This window comes from Saccharothrix xinjiangensis, assembly GCF_039527585.1.
Classification (GTDB): Bacteria; Actinomycetota; Actinomycetes; order Mycobacteriales; family Pseudonocardiaceae; genus Actinosynnema; species Actinosynnema xinjiangensis.
The window spans coordinates 520,555-538,949 of sequence record NZ_BAAAKE010000001.1; the positions used below are offsets into that span (position 1 = coordinate 520,555).

The 18,395-nt window shown below is 70.5% G+C and carries 16 protein-coding genes; 2 read left to right on the forward strand and 14 right to left on the reverse strand.

Annotation, left to right across the window (positions count from 1 at the left end):
• Positions 1-258 precede the first annotated feature (258 nt).
• The 11 genes from ABD223_RS02435 to ABD223_RS02485 all read right to left on the reverse strand — a co-directional run bounded on the left by ABD223_RS02435 (position 259) and on the right by ABD223_RS02485 (position 10,303).
• The gene (locus ABD223_RS02435) at positions 259-1,398 is read right to left on the reverse strand and encodes a hypothetical protein (protein WP_344034148.1); all 1,140 of its coding nucleotides are present in this window, start codon (positions 1,396-1,398) and stop codon (positions 259-261) included.
• Positions 1,399-1,436: 38 nt separating this feature from the next.
• Positions 1,437-2,417, reverse strand: coding sequence for a thiopeptide-type bacteriocin biosynthesis protein (locus ABD223_RS02440; protein ID WP_344034149.1), 981 nt, complete (start codon positions 2,415-2,417; stop codon positions 1,437-1,439).
• Positions 2,399-3,607, reverse strand: a complete 1,209-nt coding sequence (locus tag ABD223_RS02445) for a lanthionine synthetase C family protein (RefSeq protein WP_344034150.1) — start codon at positions 3,605-3,607, stop codon at positions 2,399-2,401. Before ABD223_RS02445 ends, ABD223_RS02440 begins: the two co-directional genes overlap by 19 nt.
• On the reverse strand, positions 3,604-6,768 hold the full coding sequence (locus ABD223_RS02450; RefSeq protein ID WP_344034151.1) for a lantibiotic dehydratase: 3,165 nt from the start codon (positions 6,766-6,768) through the stop codon (positions 3,604-3,606). Before ABD223_RS02450 ends, ABD223_RS02445 begins: the two co-directional genes overlap by 4 nt.
• Before the next feature lie 96 nt (positions 6,769-6,864).
• Positions 6,865-7,056 (reverse strand): FxLD family lanthipeptide, encoded by a 192-nt coding sequence (locus ABD223_RS02455; RefSeq protein WP_344034152.1) that lies wholly within the window; start codon positions 7,054-7,056, stop codon positions 6,865-6,867.
• A gap of 12 nt (positions 7,057-7,068) precedes the next feature.
• Entirely contained in the window at positions 7,069-8,346 is a 1,278-nt protein-coding gene (gene fxlM, locus ABD223_RS02460; RefSeq protein ID WP_344034153.1) for a methyltransferase, FxLD system, read from the reverse strand.
• A gap of 438 nt (positions 8,347-8,784) precedes the next feature.
• Positions 8,785-9,279, reverse strand: coding sequence for a hypothetical protein (locus ABD223_RS02465; protein WP_344034154.1), 495 nt, complete (start codon positions 9,277-9,279; stop codon positions 8,785-8,787).
• Entirely contained in the window at positions 9,276-9,506 is a 231-nt protein-coding gene (locus ABD223_RS02470; RefSeq protein ID WP_344034155.1) for a hypothetical protein, read from the reverse strand. The genes ABD223_RS02465 and ABD223_RS02470 overlap by 4 nt, the downstream gene beginning before the upstream one ends.
• 21 nt (positions 9,507-9,527) lie before the next feature.
• Complete coding sequence (locus ABD223_RS02475) at positions 9,528-9,701, reverse strand: hypothetical protein (protein ID WP_344034156.1); 174 nt, start codon at positions 9,699-9,701, stop codon at positions 9,528-9,530.
• Between the two features lie 9 nt (positions 9,702-9,710).
• Positions 9,711-9,926, reverse strand: a complete 216-nt coding sequence (locus ABD223_RS02480) for a hypothetical protein (protein WP_344034157.1) — start codon at positions 9,924-9,926, stop codon at positions 9,711-9,713.
• A 158-nt stretch (positions 9,927-10,084) separates the two neighbouring features.
• On the reverse strand, positions 10,085-10,303 hold the full coding sequence (locus ABD223_RS02485; protein ID WP_344034158.1) for a hypothetical protein: 219 nt from the start codon (positions 10,301-10,303) through the stop codon (positions 10,085-10,087).
• Positions 10,304-10,767: 464 nt separating this feature from the next.
• Between ABD223_RS02485 and ABD223_RS02490 the strand changes: the two genes are divergently transcribed.
• Positions 10,768-12,258, forward strand: a complete 1,491-nt coding sequence (locus ABD223_RS02490) for an NsdA family TPR-like regulatory protein (RefSeq protein ID WP_344034159.1) — start codon at positions 10,768-10,770, stop codon at positions 12,256-12,258.
• Between the two features lie 7 nt (positions 12,259-12,265).
• The gene (locus ABD223_RS02495) at positions 12,266-13,177 is read left to right on the forward strand and encodes a phosphotransferase (protein WP_344034160.1); all 912 of its coding nucleotides are present in this window, start codon (positions 12,266-12,268) and stop codon (positions 13,175-13,177) included.
• Between the two features lie 117 nt (positions 13,178-13,294).
• On the opposite strand, the gene ABD223_RS02500 is transcribed toward ABD223_RS02495, so the two are convergent.
• The 3 genes from ABD223_RS02500 to ABD223_RS02510 form a co-directional block, all read right to left on the reverse strand.
• Positions 13,295-14,998, reverse strand: coding sequence for a hypothetical protein (locus tag ABD223_RS02500; protein ID WP_344034161.1), 1,704 nt, complete (start codon positions 14,996-14,998; stop codon positions 13,295-13,297).
• A gap of 47 nt (positions 14,999-15,045) precedes the next feature.
• Positions 15,046-16,134, reverse strand: a complete 1,089-nt coding sequence (locus tag ABD223_RS02505) for a hypothetical protein (RefSeq protein WP_344034162.1) — start codon at positions 16,132-16,134, stop codon at positions 15,046-15,048.
• Positions 16,135-16,621: 487 nt separating this feature from the next.
• Positions 16,622-18,259 carry a TniQ family protein gene (locus ABD223_RS02510; protein ID WP_344034163.1) on the reverse strand — a complete coding sequence of 546 codons (1,638 nt, stop codon included), beginning with the start codon at positions 18,257-18,259 and terminating at the stop codon, positions 16,622-16,624.
• Positions 18,260-18,395 lie beyond the last annotated feature (136 nt).

Sequence of the window (18,395 nt, forward strand, 5' to 3'; positions counted from 1 at the left end):
CGACCTGCGTCGACCGGTAGATGATCCACTTATGCGCATGTGCGCGTCGAGAGCATTGTTGATCACTTCGCTGCCTCGTCGGGCAGTTTTAGCTGGACAACCTCCAGGTCTCGCACATGAGTCTTCCAACCATCGCCCTGCCTACCGACCTGGAGATCGCCCGGCAACTCCCCCCGGGGGCTCTCGCTCGGCGGCAACCGGCCGCACGTCAAGGGCAAGATCCGCGAGTACCTGCCGCTGTAACGCCCTGATCGGCAACTATTCGAACTCGTGGCAGGTTTCCGGCGTATTCCGGCTGTCCCCCTCGGGCTGCCGCAGCGATAGGTGCAACGCCCAGGCCGCTGCCCGGGTGGAGTCGAGCAGGCTCTGCCGGAGGGGTTCCGGCATGGTTCCGGTTCCCAGGCCGGAGGCGTCCACCAACGCGGCGAGCGCTGCGCGCTGCCCACCGGTCGCAGCGGCCTGCGTGCCGGGGTGCCGCAGTAATTCCCGAGCGGCGTATCCGTCCGCCGCCCCGATCGCCTCGTCAACCACCTGGAGGAGCACCCGGTTGGCCGCCTCGGGGTCGGTGGTGTCGGCGAGCGTGGCCACGGTGAGTCCGAGTTGGGCTCGGAAGAAGGCGTAGCCGGGGATCGGCCAGCGCTCGACGAACCTCGTGATCATTGTGGCGACGGCCCGTCGCCGCGACGGGCTGTCCGTGTCGGTGCACATCACCGTCAGGCAGGAGGCGACCTGGAGTTCCCATGGCTGCTGCGGGGTGCTGTCCGCCAGGGCTGCCCGTGCCGCCGTGAGGTCTCCGTTCACCCAGGGGGCCACAATCGCCGTCTGGCGGCCCTCCATGAGGTGCAGGCCGATCCCACGGTGAGCGTGGGCAAGGGCGAGCGCGTCGTCCCACCGTCCGGCCAGGACCAAGGCCCGGATGCCGTCTCCGAGCAGGTGCAGCCACACCCATTCCCGCAGCTTGTGGTGTTCGGCGCGGCTGCCGGTCAGGTCGGCCAGCGGCAGGATGTGCCCGTCGACGACCAGGTCGGTGTTGGACTTGACGGCCTGGAATATCGCGGTGAGCAGCCGCAGCGCCTGGTCGCCGTCGTGGGCGCGCAGCCGGAGCCGGGCGAGGTTGACGACGGGTTCGAGCATGTGGCGGGCGTGCAGCACGCTGAGCGGCCGGTCGGCGGCGCGGTAGAGGTCGATGTGCTGCCGGCACAGGTCGCGGGCCAGGTCCGGCAGGCCGCAGTCGCTGGCGATCAGCGCGGCCTTGTTCAGGGCGTGGGTGCCTTCGGTCAATCGGTCCGCGCTGTCGTGTCTGGCGGCGCGGGCGCTGTCGGCGATCTCCTGGACGCGTTCGGGCAAGGACGGGCAGGCGGGTCGGGGACGGCCCAGCATCGGGAAGCGGCGGATCACGGCCGCCGACGCGGACGAGTTCGGCGCGGGGGTCATGGTCAGCTCCGGGGCAGCAGGGCGGTGCTCGCCGCGCGGGCGAGGATGCCCTGGCTGGTGGCCGAGAGGCCGAATCGGTTCCAGTGGAAGATCACCATGTGGGTGAGGATCGCTCGGAGGCCGCGGTCCAGGACGCCGTCTGCGGCGTCGTGGCCGAGCTGTTGGCCGGCGGTGCGTAACGCGGCGAGCCACGGCGCGGCGTGCGCGACCGGCCCGCCGGGCGTGAACAGCTCGCTGTCGGCAAGGTCGGTGATCGACAGGAGCACGCGTAGGTTGTCCACGAGCGTGCCGGTGCGTGCCGTGTCGGCGTCGGTGGGCGCGGGGCGTAGCCTGGCGACCCGGTCGAACACGTCGCCGCACTCGAACGTGTCCAGCCCGGCGGTGCGCATCAGCCCGCTCAGCAGCAGGATGGACAGTTCCCGGCGGCCGAGGCCGGGAGCGTCGTGGCGCAGGTAATCGAGCACGCCGGCGCTGTCGGCGCAGAACAGATCGTGGACGGTGTCCATGCCGGCCGGGCCGCCGAAGGCGGCGGTCTCCGGCTCGTACACCGTCGGCCACCACCGTATGACGGCTCCGGTGTCGGCCAGTTCGTCGAGTACCCCGTTGACGGCCGCGGTGTCCGCGCGCAGCAGCCGCAGCCGCCAGCAGGGGTGTTTGCGCAGGAACCACCATCCGGCCACCGCCCCGTCGGCGCGGAGCCAGTCCAGGGCCGGCCCGAGCGTCGTGGCGCCGGCGGTCTCGGCGTGCGACCAGTCGGCGAACCGGACCCGGACCTGGTACCAGGTGTTCTCGGCGGCTCGCTCCAGCGCCGCGAGCCCGGCGGCCCGGTAGGTGTGCACCGCGTCGTCGAGGTCGGCCGGGTCCAGGTCGTGGCCGGCCGCGACGGTGGCGGGATCGGTGCCCGCGAGAACCGCCAGTACGGCGGCGGCGAGTTCGGTGGGCGGGGCTGTGCGGCAGGTGGCGGTCAGGCGATCAGCAGGCATGTGTCCCATCCGGTGTGAGGCGGCGTGCTGTGCCGCGCGGTCTCCAGCGCCAGGCCCGTTCCGGCGCGCCCGGTCAGCAGCCCGGCGGCTGCGTCGTCGCCCTCCGGGTCGTCGCCGGTCGACGGCGCGTGCCGGGCGAGCCGGGCGGCCAGGACAGGGAGCCGGCGGGCGAGGGCGGGTCCGAGGGCGTCGTGGGAGGCGCGGTAGGCGGTCTGGTACACCCCGGCGATGCCGTGGCACAGGCCCGGCTCGGTGATCCGGTCGAGCTGGGTGTCGGTCAGGCCGGCAGCCAGGGTGTCCTCGGCGGCGTGCCGGCGTCGCGGGTCGTCGGTGGCCAGGGCGGCCAGTTGCTGGGCGCGGGCGATGCCGACCGTCCCGTAACACCAGGAGGGCCGGCCGGGATGGGTGTGGGCGGGGCAGCCGGCGCGCAGTTCCTCGCGGGTGATCCACTGCGGCCACCAGGGGCCGTCCGGTCCGTCCTGCCGCCACCGGTCGAACCACGCGGTGAGCGCGGCGATCGCCTCGTGCTGGTCGTCGACCACAGTCCCGCGCAGGGTGGCCAGGGCGAGCAAGGACAGCAGGCCGGCCGCGCCGTGGGCCATGCCGAAGTTCGCGTGCCCGCCTGGGGTCGGCAGGATCTCGTCCGGGTCGTGCGCCACCCACCAGCCGGGCAGTTCGTCGTCCTCGGAGCACGGCCGGGTGGCCAGCGTGACCGCGTACCGCAGGATTCCGGCCAGTTCGTCGCTGTCGGGGTGGTGGTGCAGCAGCAGGGCGCCGATGCCGGTCAGCCCGTAGAACAGGTCGTACTCGCCGAATGTGGCGAACCCTCCGCGGTCGATGCGGGTGGCGGCGACGGCCAGTCGCCGCCGGGTCAGGCGCAGCACGTGTTCGTCCAGCGTCTGGCCGGCGGCGCGGTAGCGGGGGTGACGGTCGGCGACCGTGTGCAGCAGGAACGCGACGGCGGGCGCCCCGTAGTAGAGGCCCGCGTGTTCGGCGGCGTCGACCGGCCCGGTCACCACCCCCCGGATGTGGGCCTGTGCGGTCTCCCACCTGCCGGAGCCGGTCCGGGCGCGTTCGACATGCAGCAGCGCGGTTCCCACCGCACCGCGGGCCAGGGACTGGCCGGTCACCTCGTCGCGGGTCAAGGTCACCTCGCCGGTGTCCGGGCGGAAGTTCGCGTCGGCGCTCACCGGACGCCGGCCAGGGCGAGACGGCGCAGCGCGACGGCGCGGGCGAGTCGTCCGGTCTCCTTCTCGAAGATCGGATCGACGCCGACGGCGCGGATGTGGTGCTCGTGCAGCAGCGTGCGCAACACCGTGCCCGGCTCGCGGCCCTGCTGGACCAGCGCACGATGGTAGGTGCCCAGTGCGGTGTCGCGGGCGTGCCAGGCGTCGACGACCGTCTGGCCGCCCGGCAGGGCGCGAACGGCGTGGTACTGCTGTCCGGGGTCCGCCACGGCGAGCGCCCGGTCGCGCAGGGCCCGGTCCAGGGGGCCGTGCTCTTGACGCAGGCATTCCAGCAGCGCCCGGTGCCCGGCCACCGGGTCGGGCGCGAACGCGGCGGCCAGATGGGCCATCGAGGCCGCGGCTAGGGCCTGGGCGGGAATCCCTGATTCCTGCGCTGCGGCGAGCTGCGCGATGGCGGCCGTGGTGTCGGTGGCGAACACCTGCTCGGCCGCCGCCCGTGCGGGGCCGTCGCCGTAGCGGGCGGGGTGCTGCGGCATCGGGGCGAGGGTGAGTTGGCCGGGAAGTCCGCGGGAGTCCAGGTCGGCCGCGAACGCGGCCAGGCGGGCGGCGACGGCTGCGTAGTGCCGTGGGCCGCTCAGGCGCAGGAACACGGCGAGGTGGTGATCGGTGTCGGGCCGGATCATGTCGCGGTGCCGTCGCGCCCACCAGGACCGGACCGGTAGGTCCGGGTCACGTGGGTCGTGGAGTTCGGAGACGAACCGGGGCAGGTGCGCGGTGAGGATTTCGTCGAATCGGGCCGGGTTGCCCGCCAGTTGCGCGTGGACCAGGGCGGAGTCGCCGGGCTGGAGGGCGGCACCGGGTGCCGCGGTGGCGGGCAGCGGCCGTGCGGGCGGGGTGATTGCGGTCATCGGGATCAGCAGCTCCGCCGGTCGCCCGATCCAGCCCTGCCCGTCCGGCGGGCCGTCCTCGTGTAGCTCGATCCGGTCAGTGCGCTCCAGGCGGGCGTACAGCAGCGCACGATCCAGTACGTGGTCGAGGTCCACGGGCAGGCGCAGCTCTCCCTGGACCAGCACCACGCGTGCCGGTACGCCCCACCGCTGCCGCCACGACCGCAACGCCTGCTCGCCGCCCCGGGCTCCGGGGCGGTCGGCTTCGGGGCGGGCGTCGAGGTCGGCGGCGGTGAGGACCCAGCGGGCGGCGGAGAGCACCGTGCGCCGGTAGCGGATGCGCGGCACGTAGGGCAGGACGCGGGCGGCGCCGAGGTCGAAGCCGCGGAACACCGCGCTGCGGGCGTCGGCGACCTCGGCGAGGAACCGGGCCAGCAGCGGGCTTTGCACGGCGGTGTCCAGGGCGTGCGGAATGCGGGGCATCACCCGCCGACCGGTGGAGACCTGCACCAGGTACATCTGCTCGGCGTCGGCGGTGACCGCCAGGTCGTCCACCTCGATGACGGTGAGGTCGGGGCGGGCCGGTCCGGGGTGCCCGGGGTGCTCGGACAGCGACACGACCTCGCCGAGCAGCGGCGGCACCCGCACCACGTTCTCGTTGTGCGGACGGCGCGGCGGGAAGGACAACTGCACCGCCACCACCGTGTCGGGTGCCTCCCGGCTCGGGGGCCGCGCCGGTCCGGCGGTGTAGGTGGCGGCCAGGCGGGCGCGGTCGGCGTCGTCGAGCAGGTGGGCGAACCGTCCGGCCATGCTGGTGTGGGCGGGCGGCGCGGCGGTGACGCGGAGCCGGAACTCGCCTCGGTCGAGCGCCTCAGTCGACGCGGCGTGCACCTCGGCTCCCAGTTCGATCCGCTGGGGCGCGACGGCGTCGGCGTGTTCGCCGACGGTCAGCGCCTCGACGTCGGCGTCGGTCAACTCGACCTCCCGCGCCCCGGTCAGGGTGGCCTGCTGGATCAGCGACAGGAGGGCGGCGTCGCGGTCGGTCAGCACGCGCCACGCGGGTCGGGCGCGGGGCGCGCCGAGGTAGCCGGCCGGGTATCCGAGGCCGGAGTCGGCGACCAGGTCGCGCACCGGCACCAGCGCGCCGGGACCGTAGCGGGCGCGGAACCGGGCGTGGTAGTCCAGCCACACGGCCGACCCGAAGGGTTGGGTGCTGGTCCGCAGCAGCACCGTGGCGGCGCGCGCTGCCTCGTCGAGCACCCGCTCGGGGATGGCGATCGTGGCGTCGATGCGCACGTCGGTGGCCAGCGCATGACCGACTCCGGGGACCAGGGCGGTCATCCGCGTGACGACCGCCGCGCGGATCCGGCGTGCCCGTGCGGGGTCGCCGGTGGTGTTGTGCCGGGCGAGATCGGCGCGGATCGCGTCGAGTTCGTGCAGTGGCGCGGCGAGGTCGTCCAGGGTGTGCGCTTGGGCCGCGCGCAGGGCACCGATCAGATGGGACAAGGCGTCGACGCCGGTCATCGGGGGCCGCAGGCTCGTGATCAGGACACCGGCGTCGACCAGGCCGTGCAGCAGTGCGTGGACCTTGTCGGGGGCCGCGGAGGGGAACCGGACGGTCGTCTTCTCGGCGAGCGTGTCGAAGTGGATCGGCGCACCGGCCGCGGCCAGCACGAACTGCACAGGACGGGTGAGCCGGACCGACGACTCCCGCAGCGGCCCCGGTGTGGAGGCCCCGACCTCGGCCCGCCGGTGCACGATCACCCGCCCATCCCGCACGACCCGCGCGGTGTCGACCACGACCGTCAGGCGTGGGCGCAGACCGGGGTGCCGTTCGAGCCGGTCGATCAGCGTGGTGAGCCATTCGCCGTCCACCCGCGCCACGGCCCGGTGACGTGTTCCCACCTCGGCCGTCGCGGGCCCGACAGCGACCGGCCCGACCCCGGCGAACAGGCCGAACGGCGTCGCCCGCCGCCGCCAGCGCAGCAGGTAGGACGCCACGGAGATCACGGCACGGCGTAACTCCTTCGCCGTGGGCGTGCTCGTGTCCTCGCCCAGGATCCGGTCCAGGCGCGCGCCCAGGACGGGGCTGGCCAGCGTCAGCGCGTCGCGGGCCTCCGGGCGCGCCCACACTTTCGCCAGCCACGCACGGCCGTCCTGTTCCACCGCGACCGGGTCCGCCGGGTTCAGCCGCGTGGCCGGGTCAAGGTCGCCGGGATCGGTGGTGACGCGGGCCAGCACGAGGCCGGTGTGCTGATAGCGCGGGGACACGGTCATGGCGATTCGTTCTCCTCACCCGGTCACGGTCGGTCGCAGGCACCGCCGTCGGCACCCGGGCACAGCCCGGGACACCGACGGCGGCAAGGGGTTGGATCAGAACGGGTCGTTGGAGCCGGTGCTGCATGCGCTGGTGTTGCAGGTGTCGCCGCATCCGTCGCTCGTGTCGCACATCATGATCACGAGCCTGGTGGTGGACTCCACCACGCGCATGTCCAGCTCGAACTCCGCGTCGTCGACCGCGGTGTCCAGGGACTCCGAGTGGTCAACGGCCAGTGCTGCTGTCATTCGGTTCGCTCCTCACTTCTCGGGGTTGTGCAGGGCGCCCTGGCCGGCCGCGGCGTCCACCGTGGGCGGCCAGGAAATCGTGACCAGGCCGTGCGCCTTGACCAGCACGGCCGTGTCCTCGCCGGGCTCGGGAGGCTGTGAGCCGGCCGGCCAGTAGGCGAAGGCGGGCTCGACGATGCGGGCCGTGCGGTCCCATGCCCGGATCTGTTCGACCATCGCGGTGGCGGCGGCCTCGCCGTGCGGGCCGTAGGCGCGCGCGCCGAACTCCACGCCGCCGCCTTCGGGCAGGGGGCGCACGGCCAGGTAGGCGAAGGAGTCCTCGCGCACGACGCCGAAGGGGAACCAGCCCTTGCGTTCGGCGGCCATGTCGGTGCCCTCGTCCACGGCCAGCTTGCAGAAGCCGGGCAGGAACGCGGCGAACCACAGGTGCAGGTCGGCGAAGGACACGCCGTGCCTGATCGTGACGCCGGACCAGACCTCGCCGCGGTCGGTGGCCAGCACGCCGTCCAGCAGGCTCATCTCCTGCGGCACGTCCCCCTCGAAGCGCAGCTTGACGTGCCGGCCGTTGCGGTCGGGCAGCAGGAAGACCCGCTCGTCGCGGGCGCCCTCGCCCTGCATCGGGACGAACCCGGCCACCTCCGCCGACGTGCTCACCAGGTGATCGCCCTCGCGGCGGAAGCCGATGGCGCGGGTGATGCCGTTCATCCGCAACGGAACGACGATCCTGCCGTCCGCGGACAGGTGCTCCAGCCAGGCCGGCGCGAGATCCCACGCCCCCACCGTCACCAGGATCGCGTCGAAGGGCTCGTGAAGCCCCGGCAGCGGGTTCTCCGCGTCGGCCTGCACCACGGCGACCCGGCTGCCGTATCCGGTCGCGTCCAGCAGCTCGCGGGCGCGGTCGGTGACCTCCGGGTCGATGTCCACACTGACGACCCGCCCGGCCGGGCCGACGACCTCGGCCAACAACGCGGCGTTGTACCCGCCGGACCCGATCTCCAGCACGCTCATGCCCGGACCGAGTTCGGCCTGCTCGATCATCCGGGCCTGGATGTACGCCGCGCTGGTGGAGGAGATGATCACACCGTCGGGGTCGCGCTTGATCGCCACCGGGTTGTCGACGTTGTAGGTGACGTCCAGCGGCGTGCCCTCGGCGACGAACAGGTGTCGGGGCACCGTACGGAAGGCCCGCTCCACCACCGGCGAGGTGATCATGCGGCGGTCGAGGAGCTTGTCCACGAGGGCGTCGCGGAACTCTGAGACGCTCGCGTCGTCATGTCGGAGAGTGTTCACCTGGTTACCCTTTCAGAGGGGTGGTCTCGATGACGCGCCGGTTCACAGCCGGTTGGACCGGCGGTACGCCGCACTCGGGGCGTGGCATATCCCCTGGTCGGGAAGCCTCCGGTCCCGCGACGGTCGACCGGCCGGCGGCAGTCGCGTACCTGCCGGTTCGGTGGGCGGGAGAACCGTCGGCGGCGATCGGGTGCCGGTGGGCGGTGGTCCGGACGGTGCGGGGGCGGGGGCGAAGCCGGCCCGAGCACTGCCGACAGCGGCCGTGCTGGTCGGGTCGGTGGGCGTCCGGCAGGCTGCGCCACGCCGAGGCCGGCCGGGTGATCCCGGTACCGGCTGGCGCGGCGCGGGGACGCAGGTCGCCGTCGGTGGCCGGCTTGTCCAGGTAGTCCAGGCGGTCGTGCACCGCGCGCCGGACGGTGTCGGCCGGGATCTCATCCATCACGGGGCTCCTCGTCCTGTGGTGCCGGGCAGCGCCGAGCTTTCGGGACCGTGACCGTTCGGGGCGGCGGCCAGGAGACCGGGACGGCCCGGGGTTCTGATGTCCGCGCGCAGCAGCGGGCTGTCCGCGCGTCGGTGTGCCCAGTCGCCGTTGTCGGTGCACACGTACAGCAGGCTCGCGTACCGATCGGTGCACGGCCAGACGCCGATCACCGGGGACAGTTCGCCCAGGCCGGGCAGCACCACGAGGTCGTTGAGGCGGATCTGGCGGGCGGGCACCGGTTCCAGGGGCACGGCCAGGATGCGCGGGTCGCGGACCTCGATGATCGGCTCGGCCTCGTTCTCCAGTTCCTTTTCGGTGCGCCGGTGCCCGCGATGGCAGAACACGCCCGGTGGGTCACCGGGACGCCGCGACAGGGTCGGGTTCCACTGCCAGAGGCGTCCGGCGCGGTCCAGCAGCGTCCGTGGCCGCGCTGGCGGGATCGGTGGAGTCAAGGCCGGCTTCTTCCTGGGGCGGGAGAGGAGTCGATCGGGACGAGGTGCCGGACCGGCAGCTGGATGTGCAGGCGGGTGGCGGCACCGGGTGGGCCGGGCGGGGACAGCTCATCGAGGATCGCCAGGGCGGCGCCCGGCAGCAGCACGACCGCCGGCAGGACGGCGACCGCCCGCAGCGCGCTGGTCGGGGTGGCGTGGATCGCGCGACGATGGTCGTCCTCGGGCACCTGCACGTCCTCCGTTCCTGGTCACAGCCGCCATAGCCCGTCGAGTACGTGTTGCAGCAGCACCGGGTCGATCCGGCGGGGGTTACGCAGGGCGTCCACGGCGGCGGCGCGTTCGCCGGTCGCGTCGTCGGGTACCGCGGTCGGGTCGTCGAGGTCGTGGGCGGCGGGCAGCACCGCCGCGGGCCCCTGTCCCACGGGTGGGTTTCATGGATCGGCGTCCTTGCCGGTCACCGGCATCGCGGCTGTCCGCTCGGCCGGCGACTCGGCCGCAACCGGCCGGTCGGGGCCGGTTGCCCTCCTGGGCAGCGGGGGCGCGGGGGTGAGTGGAAACGGCGGGTGGGAGGCGGCCATCGCCAGCACGCAGCAGTCCGGGCACAGGTGCTCGGGCGTCGGCGGGCGCAGTTCCCACACGTCGTCCACGGGCAGGCCGCACAACCCGACCGTCGGTTGACCGGGATGCACGACGTGGGCACGGCCAGCGTAGAAGGTGCCGCCGGGCCGATTGGTCCCCCACCACCCCGTCGACGGTCCGACGGAGTGGACCGGTGTCCTGTCCTGCATCAGCGACCGCACCCCGATCACGCCTGCCGCGTACGGGGCCGCTCGGCCACCGCTCCCGCCGAGGCGCTGCCGTCACCGGTCGGCAGCGCTGGCGGGCACGGCGTATCCAGTCGGCGGGTCGACCAGTCCGGCGACCGCGTCCCGGCGATGCTCGGCGCCGCGACCGGCGGGCCGGTCGGACCGGAGCGAATGGTCGGGTGGCGGTTGCGGTGCAGGGCCGGGTTCAGGGTGCTCATCGCGCACCTGCGCCGGTGGGGGCGTTGATCCGGCGGACGTGGCCGTGCACGCACTCGTAGAACCCGCACACCAGCCGATACAGGCCGCAGCGGTGGCCGCCGGTGGGGAAGGTCAGCATCGGGCGTGCGGCCGGTGCCGGTGAGGTGGGAGCCCGGTGGCCCGACCCGGGTCGGGGGTCCGCGTCGGGCCACCGGGGGCTCGTGTCGGCCGCTGCCTTCGACGAGCCCGGCCCGGTTGCGCAGCGGCGGGGACCAGCGAGGGTCGGCCCGGGTTCGGGCTGGTCGGTCATCAGCGTCGGCGTGGCCATGACGTCCACCGTCGCGGCTCGCGTCGACCTTCCCGATCCCCAGCGGTGCTAGCCCCACTGGGGCTTGACATCGCGGACTGGACAGGACTGGCTGGTATCCAGCGGGGGCCACGCTGTGAACCTGCGCGAACACCGTTCGGCGTCGGAAGGCGAGTCATGACTGGTCCGGGACGACAACGCTGTCGGTTCTGCGGCACCGCGCCGGCCGCCGCCACCGACCCGATGTGCGGTTCCTGCGCCCGCGCCGCCGGGTTCCGCAAACCGATCCCGAAGGGGTTCTACGAGGACGCGGACCTGCGCGCCGCGCTGGCCCGCTACGACTTCGGCGCGGTGTTCGCCGCGGTGCGGCAGCACACCGGGCTGTCCCAGCTCCAGCTCGCCGCCCTGCTGGATCTGTCCCAGTCCAGGGTGTCGGCCGTGGAACGGGGCGAGCGGCGGCTGACGCACGTCAAGCTGGTCGCCCGTCTGGCCACCATCCTGCGCATCCCGCCGGGATTGCTCGGCTTCCCCGTCGGGACCGGCGGTAGCGTGACGACACAGGAGGAGGTGAGCTGGTTGGAGCGCAGGGACTTCCTCGCCCTGGTCACGGCCGCCACGTTGGGATCGAGCCTGCATCCCGAGCTGGCCCGGTTGGGCTCGCTGCTGCCGGATCAGGTCGAGCCGGTGACCCGGCCGCGTATCGGCGCGGCCGACGTCGACGCGATCGAGGCGATCACCGACGGGTTCCGCCGCTCGGACTTCGCCCACGGCGGCGGCCTGTGCCGCGCCGCCGCGGTCACGCAACTGCACCAGGTGCGCCGGCTGGAGGACGCCGTGTGCACTCCGGAGGTCCGCACCCGGCTGTTGGTCGCGGTCGCCGAGCTGGCCAGCATGGCCGGATGGCTGGCCTACGACGTCGAGGACCACGACGCCGCCCGCCGCCTGTGGACCTACGCCCTGGACACCGCCCGCCGCGCCGAGGACCACCCCCGCGCCCCCGACCTGGCCGTGGACGTGCTGCTGGACATGGCACACCAGGCGCTGCACCTGCATGGCCTGGACCCGGTCGAGCACGCCGACCGGGCGGGCGAGGCGCTGCATCTGGTCCAGCTCGCCTCGGCCACCGCCGCCAACCGCCGCCACCCGGTCTCCACGATCACCTCCGGCTACATCTCCGCCGTGCTCGGATGGTGCCGGGCCACGCTCGGCGAAGCCGACTCGACCCGCCGCGCCATCGGCAACGCCCAGGACACCTACGCCGCCGCCGACCCGGCCACGACCCCGCCGTGGGCATGGTTCGTCACCGACGCCGAGATCACCGCCCAACAGGGCCACTCGCTGTACCTGCTGTCGCTTCAACGCCCGGAGTTCGCCCCGGAGGCGATTGAGAAGCTGACCAGCGCCGCGACCGGATACGGGGCTGCGTACGAGCGCAGCCGCGCGGTGATCCTGCCCCCGCTGGCCTCGGTGCAGTTCCAGGCCGGCGACCTCGATGTCGCCGTGGCCACCGGGTACGACGCGGTGGATGCGATCACCGGGCTGTCCTCCACCCGCGGCTACGCCAGGCTGCGCGTGCTGGACACCGTCGCCGCCCCGCACAGCGGCCGGCCGGAGGTCGCCGACCTGCGCGAGCACATCCGCAGGACGCTGGCCAGCACGGCGGCATAGGCCGCCGATGGCCCTACCCGCCCGTCAGGAGGACTCCGGTCTGCCCGGCGTGCCCGCGCTGCGGGAGGCGTGCCGGATCTTCGGCGCCGACCCTGCCGGTGCCCGCCTGCTGCACCAGCGGTCCAACGCGGTGTACCTGCTGCCCCGCGACCACCTCGTCGCCCGACTGGCCCCGGACACCCCGGTGCGCCGCCGCCGCGCCCGAACCAGCGTCGAGGTCACCCGCTGGCTGGCCGACCAGTCCGAGCCGGTCGCGCTGGCACCGGCGCCCGGAGAGCAACCGGTCCTCGCCGCCGACGCGGTGGCCACCTTCTGGCCCCACCGGCCCACCACGCCGGTACCGACGCCGGCCGACCTGGCGGCGCCGCTGCGCCGCCTGCACACGCTGCCCATCCCGCCGTTTCCGCTGCCCCGCTACCAGCCGCTACTGCGGCTGTTCGAGGCCGTGGACCTCGACCGCAGGCGCCCGCACCCGGCCGTCACCGACGACGACCGCGCCTGGCTGCTCGACCGCGCCCACACCCTGGTCGACACCTTCACCACCACCTCCTTCCCCTTGGGCGAAGGGCTCGTCCACGCCGACGCACACAGCGAAAACCTGGTCCGCGACCACGACCACTGGCTGCTCATCGACTGGGACGGTGCCTGCCTCGGCCCCCGCGAACTGGACCTGGTCACCGGCATCCCGGACCACTTCCATGAACCCGAAGCCGAGCGGACCCGGTTCCTGGCGGCCTACGGCCGTAACATCCTCGACTGGCCCGGCTGGGTGCTGCTGCGCGACATCACCGAACTCCACGCCCTCGGCGCCTACATCCGCCTGGCCCCCGGCAAGTCGGCCGCTGCCGCCGAACTGCGCCACCGCGTCCGGTCCCTGCGCACCGGAGACCGGTCCGCCCGCTGGCGCGCGATCCCCTGACCAACCGACCATCGGCGGAACCCACACCTCGGCGGGGGTCGCCCACGTGCAGCATGGTCTTCCGAACCCGCACCACCGGTTCGCGCACCCCCGTATGGGATTCTTGAACTTTCCAAGCTAACGCAACCGCGACGCCACCCATTCGACTATAAATGACAGCAGATTCTGCGGCTTGACTTCGGCGACCAGAAGAGTGACCATCGCAATCATAAGGGAAACAAATGCAAGCCAGAGCGCAACACGACTAATCTTAAGAGAGTCATTGGACGCACCAAGCGCCGCCACGGTGGAAAGAATCTCCCGGTAGTCCCTGTCCGCAGCAATCAGATCTTCGAACCACTCGGACTGGCGTTGCTCCAGTTCCTCATTCATGCTGGTCGGCTCGGGCACTTTGCCCCCCTGGGCGGCATAAGCGTCAGCGCTCTGCGGGAACCAGCCCACCATGAACTGCGCATCTCCTGTGTCGCGCCACTTCCGACCATGGAACCGTTGCAGATCGCGAGCGACGCTCGTCAAGTCCAGGCTGAGTGTGAGAAATGACGCCCGAAGCAGTTTCAGCCCTTTTCCCTTGAAGCGGCCGTGCCGGGTCTGCGCTTCATCCCGAAGCCTTGCATAATCTTCGTCCATATGCATGGCCATACGCGACACCGCCAGCAACACGAAAAAGTTCCGAGCGTGCTCTTGGGTGACGTGAACGATACCGTCGATCCCACCGCCTCCGTAAGCAGCGAGATTTTCCATTCGCTCCTCCACGGTGTTCCTGTTTCCCCAGATCGCCCACGTTTCCGCACCACCTATTGTAGGTGTGAGAGTCTTGCTTGCAGGCTCGACCACCAGTCCCGGCAGATCCCCCGAGGTCCGAGAACGAATTGAGTAATCGGTCAACCCGAGCGCCCGCATGGATTCCCGCTGCGCAGCTTCAGAGTCGGAATCCGCGAACGGATCGCCCTGTTCCGTCAGTATGAGATCGACTAGAGGATGCAGCCTGGAGTGTGCGGCGAAAAATCCTGGACACGAGTCCGCCAGCCATCTACGAGCCGCGTCGTGGATTGACCTCCTCGCCTGTTGGGTTTTTCGGAACTTCGTCCACATTCGACCCTGAGCCATCGGTCGGCCGAAGTTTCGCACGACCTCCGGCTCATGCGTTTCGTGCCATATATCGTCCACCGCTTTCGCGGACTCCTTGTTTATGTCGAACCTGGCCAGTACGGCAGTGAGACCCGCTCCGATCTGGATAGCGATCAGACTCACTTGGTCAAAGTGGTCGGGAAGCTTCTCGCGCAGGCTGTCCGGCGACCATCTATCCGAGTCCGGGTCGATCACATCCGCGAGTCTCCACCACGACCAACCCTTCCCCGTACGGGATTGCTCAAGAATTTCCCTGCCTGTAGGCCCGCTACCCGTCCATGCGTGATACTCTCCCCACGACTTGCGCTTCAACGCGGAGGCGAGGTTTTCAAATTGACTTGGCGGGAAGAACTCCACCAACCACAGCGCCGGAATATGGACATGCTCGTCATCGGCCACAATCAGGTTCTGCCTAGGGTCGTCCGGACTCCACGCCCTGTACACTTCCGCCTGGCGAAAAGTCATCAACGACACCATGCGACGATTGATCCATCGTCGCCCCCGGTGCGGAACTAGCTTTGCGCGCCATGAACTGTCGATCCAGGAAAGAACATTGTACAGCGCGTCCTGCCAGCGCCGCCCCGAACCAAGCTCCGGCACCGCCGAAAAAGCCCTGTCGCTAAATGATTCCAAATCGTCGGCTACCGGCCGACTGTCGTCTCGACTTCCTTCGCCCTGTTTATTCTCGTTCACTCTGACGCCGATCTTTGAGCTTACGCACGTCTCCGGACAAATCGGCTTTAGGCTGCCCGAATTTGCGACCTCTCGAAATCCAGGTAAGACAGCATAGAGCAGGCGAACATCAGTGCCTGCATGGCGTTGCACCTATTGTACTGACGAGGACTGACGGTATGTGCCGTTGCGTGGCGACTGTAGGTCTCCGGCACGGCGTCGCCTTTCTCTACGAAGAACTGCTGGTACGCCTGCCACAGAGGGGCGAATGCGATGAACTCGTGAATTTCGAGGTCGTCGTAGGCTTCTGTGGTGCGTTTCCCGCTTCGATCGGGGGTGTAGTTTTTGCGATCGTCTCCGAAGTGGGCACCGACGAGGGCGTCGATGAGGGAACTCGCCAGCGCCTGCGCAGCCTCGGCATGGCCCGCGTCGAGGGCGTCGAGGGCGGCAACCACAAACGGCACATACGGCGCGGTGAATTCTGCCGTACAGGCGGCGACTAGTTCGTGACAGTCTTCCGAGATGCTCTTCCAGTGCTGCTCAAGGAGCATTCTGCGCTTGCTCGCGCTGTCGGCGAGAATGAGTTCCTCGGCAGTGGAAGCGCGCGGGATGCCGTAGAGCGGGATGCCGTCAACCATGACGACGCTTTCAACCTGCTCGAACTTGAGGTTCTCGATTTCCCGCAGGTTCGGGGGGTAGAAGGAAAATTCTACCTTGGCAAGCGATGCTTGTACATTCGCCAGAAAGTCGGCGTATTGTCCAGCGAAATTCGACAGGGCCCCGGTTGCCATGCTGCCGATGCGGAAGTCAACGTTTTTGATCAACTGTTCGGCGATGCCGTTGAGGTTCGCCTGCAGGAGCGCCCTGGTCTTGAAAAGGTCGCTGTTGATAATGGTGGAGAGTTGCTTCTGCATTGCACTCTGTGCGCTGAGGAGAGGTGCGGCGACGCTTTCAGCGACTACCTGTTGCGCCCTGGCGACCGCCATCAGGGCCTCACTGTTGACGGACAGTGAGGCGGCCGTTCGACTTAGGAACTGCTGGACCTGCGCCAGGCTTTTGCGAAGTTCTTCCTGTTGCTCTGGTGTCAACTGAGCAACTCTGGCGCCCTCGGGGGTCTTTTCGATCTCCTGCGGGGTCTCTCGCTCGTCGTCTGCCACATGAGGAAGGTTAGCCATGGAGACAATCGCGGCTGGCAGGCACTTGGGGAAGCCGTGAGGCGAGGGTCGGTGTGGCGGTGTCTGCGGCCACCACACCGACAAGCGCTCAGCCTCCCCAACTCGGTCTCAACCGTAGGGCTCCACGCGCGGCGGGGCGGCGATGTCCTCGGCTCGGTGGTCCGCCGACAGTGCCAGTAGGGCGTTCCGCTGAACAGTTCGTCCGGGGCGGGCGGCCCGACTGGACTCCGACCGATCTGCAGGCTCTCGGGGCCTACATCCGCCTGGCCTTCAGCCAACCCGCTCGCGGCCGTCGAACCACACCACCGCGTCCGGTCCTTGCGCATCGGTGACCGGTCCGCCCGTTGGCACACGCTCGGCTGAGCCGCGTTCCGCTCGATAGAGGCCAGCAGGTCCGTCGGAGCGGGCTGAGGTCACGTCGGCATAGTCATGCGGTTGAGGAGGACGCGGGTCAACAGCAGGGCCTCCTTCAGCGTGGTGACCAGTCGGCACGACGGTCGTCGCGGTTCCTCGGGTCGCCCCGCGGAGGCGTGAACACCGGCGCCGTCAGGAGGTTCCTCCGCCGCAGTTCCCAGCGCCGCCGCGGCCGGTCCACCCACTCCCACGGCAGCCGGTCCGTCTCGGTGGCCTGTGGCGTCCCGTCCTCCTCGGCGGGGACCACAGACCATCCGGCTGTGCCGGCGTCCGGCTGTGCCGTGCTGTCCGTGGAGTCCGCGTTCTCTTGCGCGGACGGCGAGACGATTGCCGGGGAAGTCACCGCGATCGCCCATTCCCCCATCGCCACCAGCAATTCGGTATTGGCGAATTGTCTGGCGACGCCCTCGTCCTCGTCGAACAGCAACTCGTCCCGCCAGGCCGGCTGCGGTTCCATGTCCAGGACTCGCAGGCCGGGTATCGCCTGTACCGCTGATTTGCCGAAGACGTAGTTTGCGACCAAGGCCCGCTCCAGGAGCCGGAACGCGGGTGTGGCCAGCCTATTCGTGTAGTACTCGACGATGTACTGGGCCGCCTGGATCGGTTGGCTCTCGTCGTCCCACAACGCGTCGAGGATGCTCATCGCCGCCGCCATCAACATCGGTCCGGGCTGGTGGCTATACAGGCTCGCGTACTGGAACTCCGCCTCGGCGCCGGCCATCCGAGCGACTTGGTCTCTCACGGGCTGGAACAGCGAGTACGCCAACCACACAGGTGGGTCGACATCCGGTCCGAGCATGTCCACCACACCGAGCTGCACCGCCAGCCTCAGCGCCATGTGCAGGTCATTCCCGTACCCAGGCGACAAGTCTGCCGCCTCCAACCGACCGGTCAACATGTCCTGCAAGGTGAGCACCCGGTCGCTGGTGACCGGGTAGCGGGGCAATTCGTCCCAGCGTGCACCACAACCGGCCACACGACGCCCCCCGGCCCGGGTGTTCCGCTGGCGCCACTTCCCGTCGAGCGACCGGCGCCTCACGAACTCGGCAGTCGGCCCTCCACAGGTGCTCAGGTACCGCGTCTGGCGGCCGATCTGGATGGGTGTCCGACAGGCGGGACACCAACTGTGCAGGTAGAGCCGATGTTCGGTGCACGCGACGACGGTGAGGAACCGCCAGTCCCTCTTCCAGATCGTCGGCTCCTGCGCGACGCACTCAGGGCACACAGCCGAACCGGTCGCCCGCAACGGCCACGGAGGACGGCCGCGCGACCGGTTCCAATTCCAAGTCAGCAAGCGGGGGCCGGTTTCCCTTACCCCAGCCGTCAGGAGCATCGCCCGCACCCGCTGCTCGTCGAGGCCCGTCGCGGCCGTCACCGACTCCAAGCGCTCAGCAGTCAACTCCACGCCGTTGCGTACCACCGACACGTTGGTCGGCAACTCCAGATACCCCAGCATCTGGTCGATCGTGACCTTGTGTGTATCCGCCGAACGAGCGACCCACGAGGCGAACGCCTCACCGCATTGCGGAGTCGGGACGCAGGCCAGCCGACGGGACTTCAGCCCCTGTTCGCGAGCCCACCGGAGCCTGGCGGCGCGCAGTTCCTCCTCCTGCTCACGCTGAGCCGCCCTGGCCACCTCCATCCGGTCGGCGGTCTCCAGAAGCCGAACCCGGGCCTGCTGCCAAGCAAACACAGGTGAAGAGATACACGATATGAGGCGTCAATGGACTGTGACCCCGGAATGGCGTGTCGACCGGTCACTGTCGGTGGTGACCGCGCGCCCGTGTCGTCCCGGGTCGCCAGCCGGCCGGTTCGGCAGGGCTGCACCG

Coding starts and splice junctions, on each gene's coding strand:
- ABD223_RS02450 (WP_344034151.1), bottom strand. CDS start 6,768: ATGACCGTGTCCCCGCGCTATCAGCACACCGGCCTCGTGCTGGCCCGC.
- ABD223_RS02455 (WP_344034152.1), bottom strand. CDS start 7,056: ATGACAGCAGCACTGGCCGTTGACCACTCGGAGTCCCTGGACACCGCG.
- ABD223_RS02440 (WP_344034149.1), bottom strand. CDS start 2,417: ATGCCTGCTGATCGCCTGACCGCCACCTGCCGCACAGCCCCGCCCACC.
- ABD223_RS02485 (WP_344034158.1), bottom strand. CDS start 10,303: ATGAGCACCCTGAACCCGGCCCTGCACCGCAACCGCCACCCGACCATT.
- ABD223_RS02495 (WP_344034160.1), top strand. CDS start 12,266: ATGGCCCTACCCGCCCGTCAGGAGGACTCCGGTCTGCCCGGCGTGCCC.
- ABD223_RS02490 (WP_344034159.1), top strand. CDS start 10,768: ATGACTGGTCCGGGACGACAACGCTGTCGGTTCTGCGGCACCGCGCCG.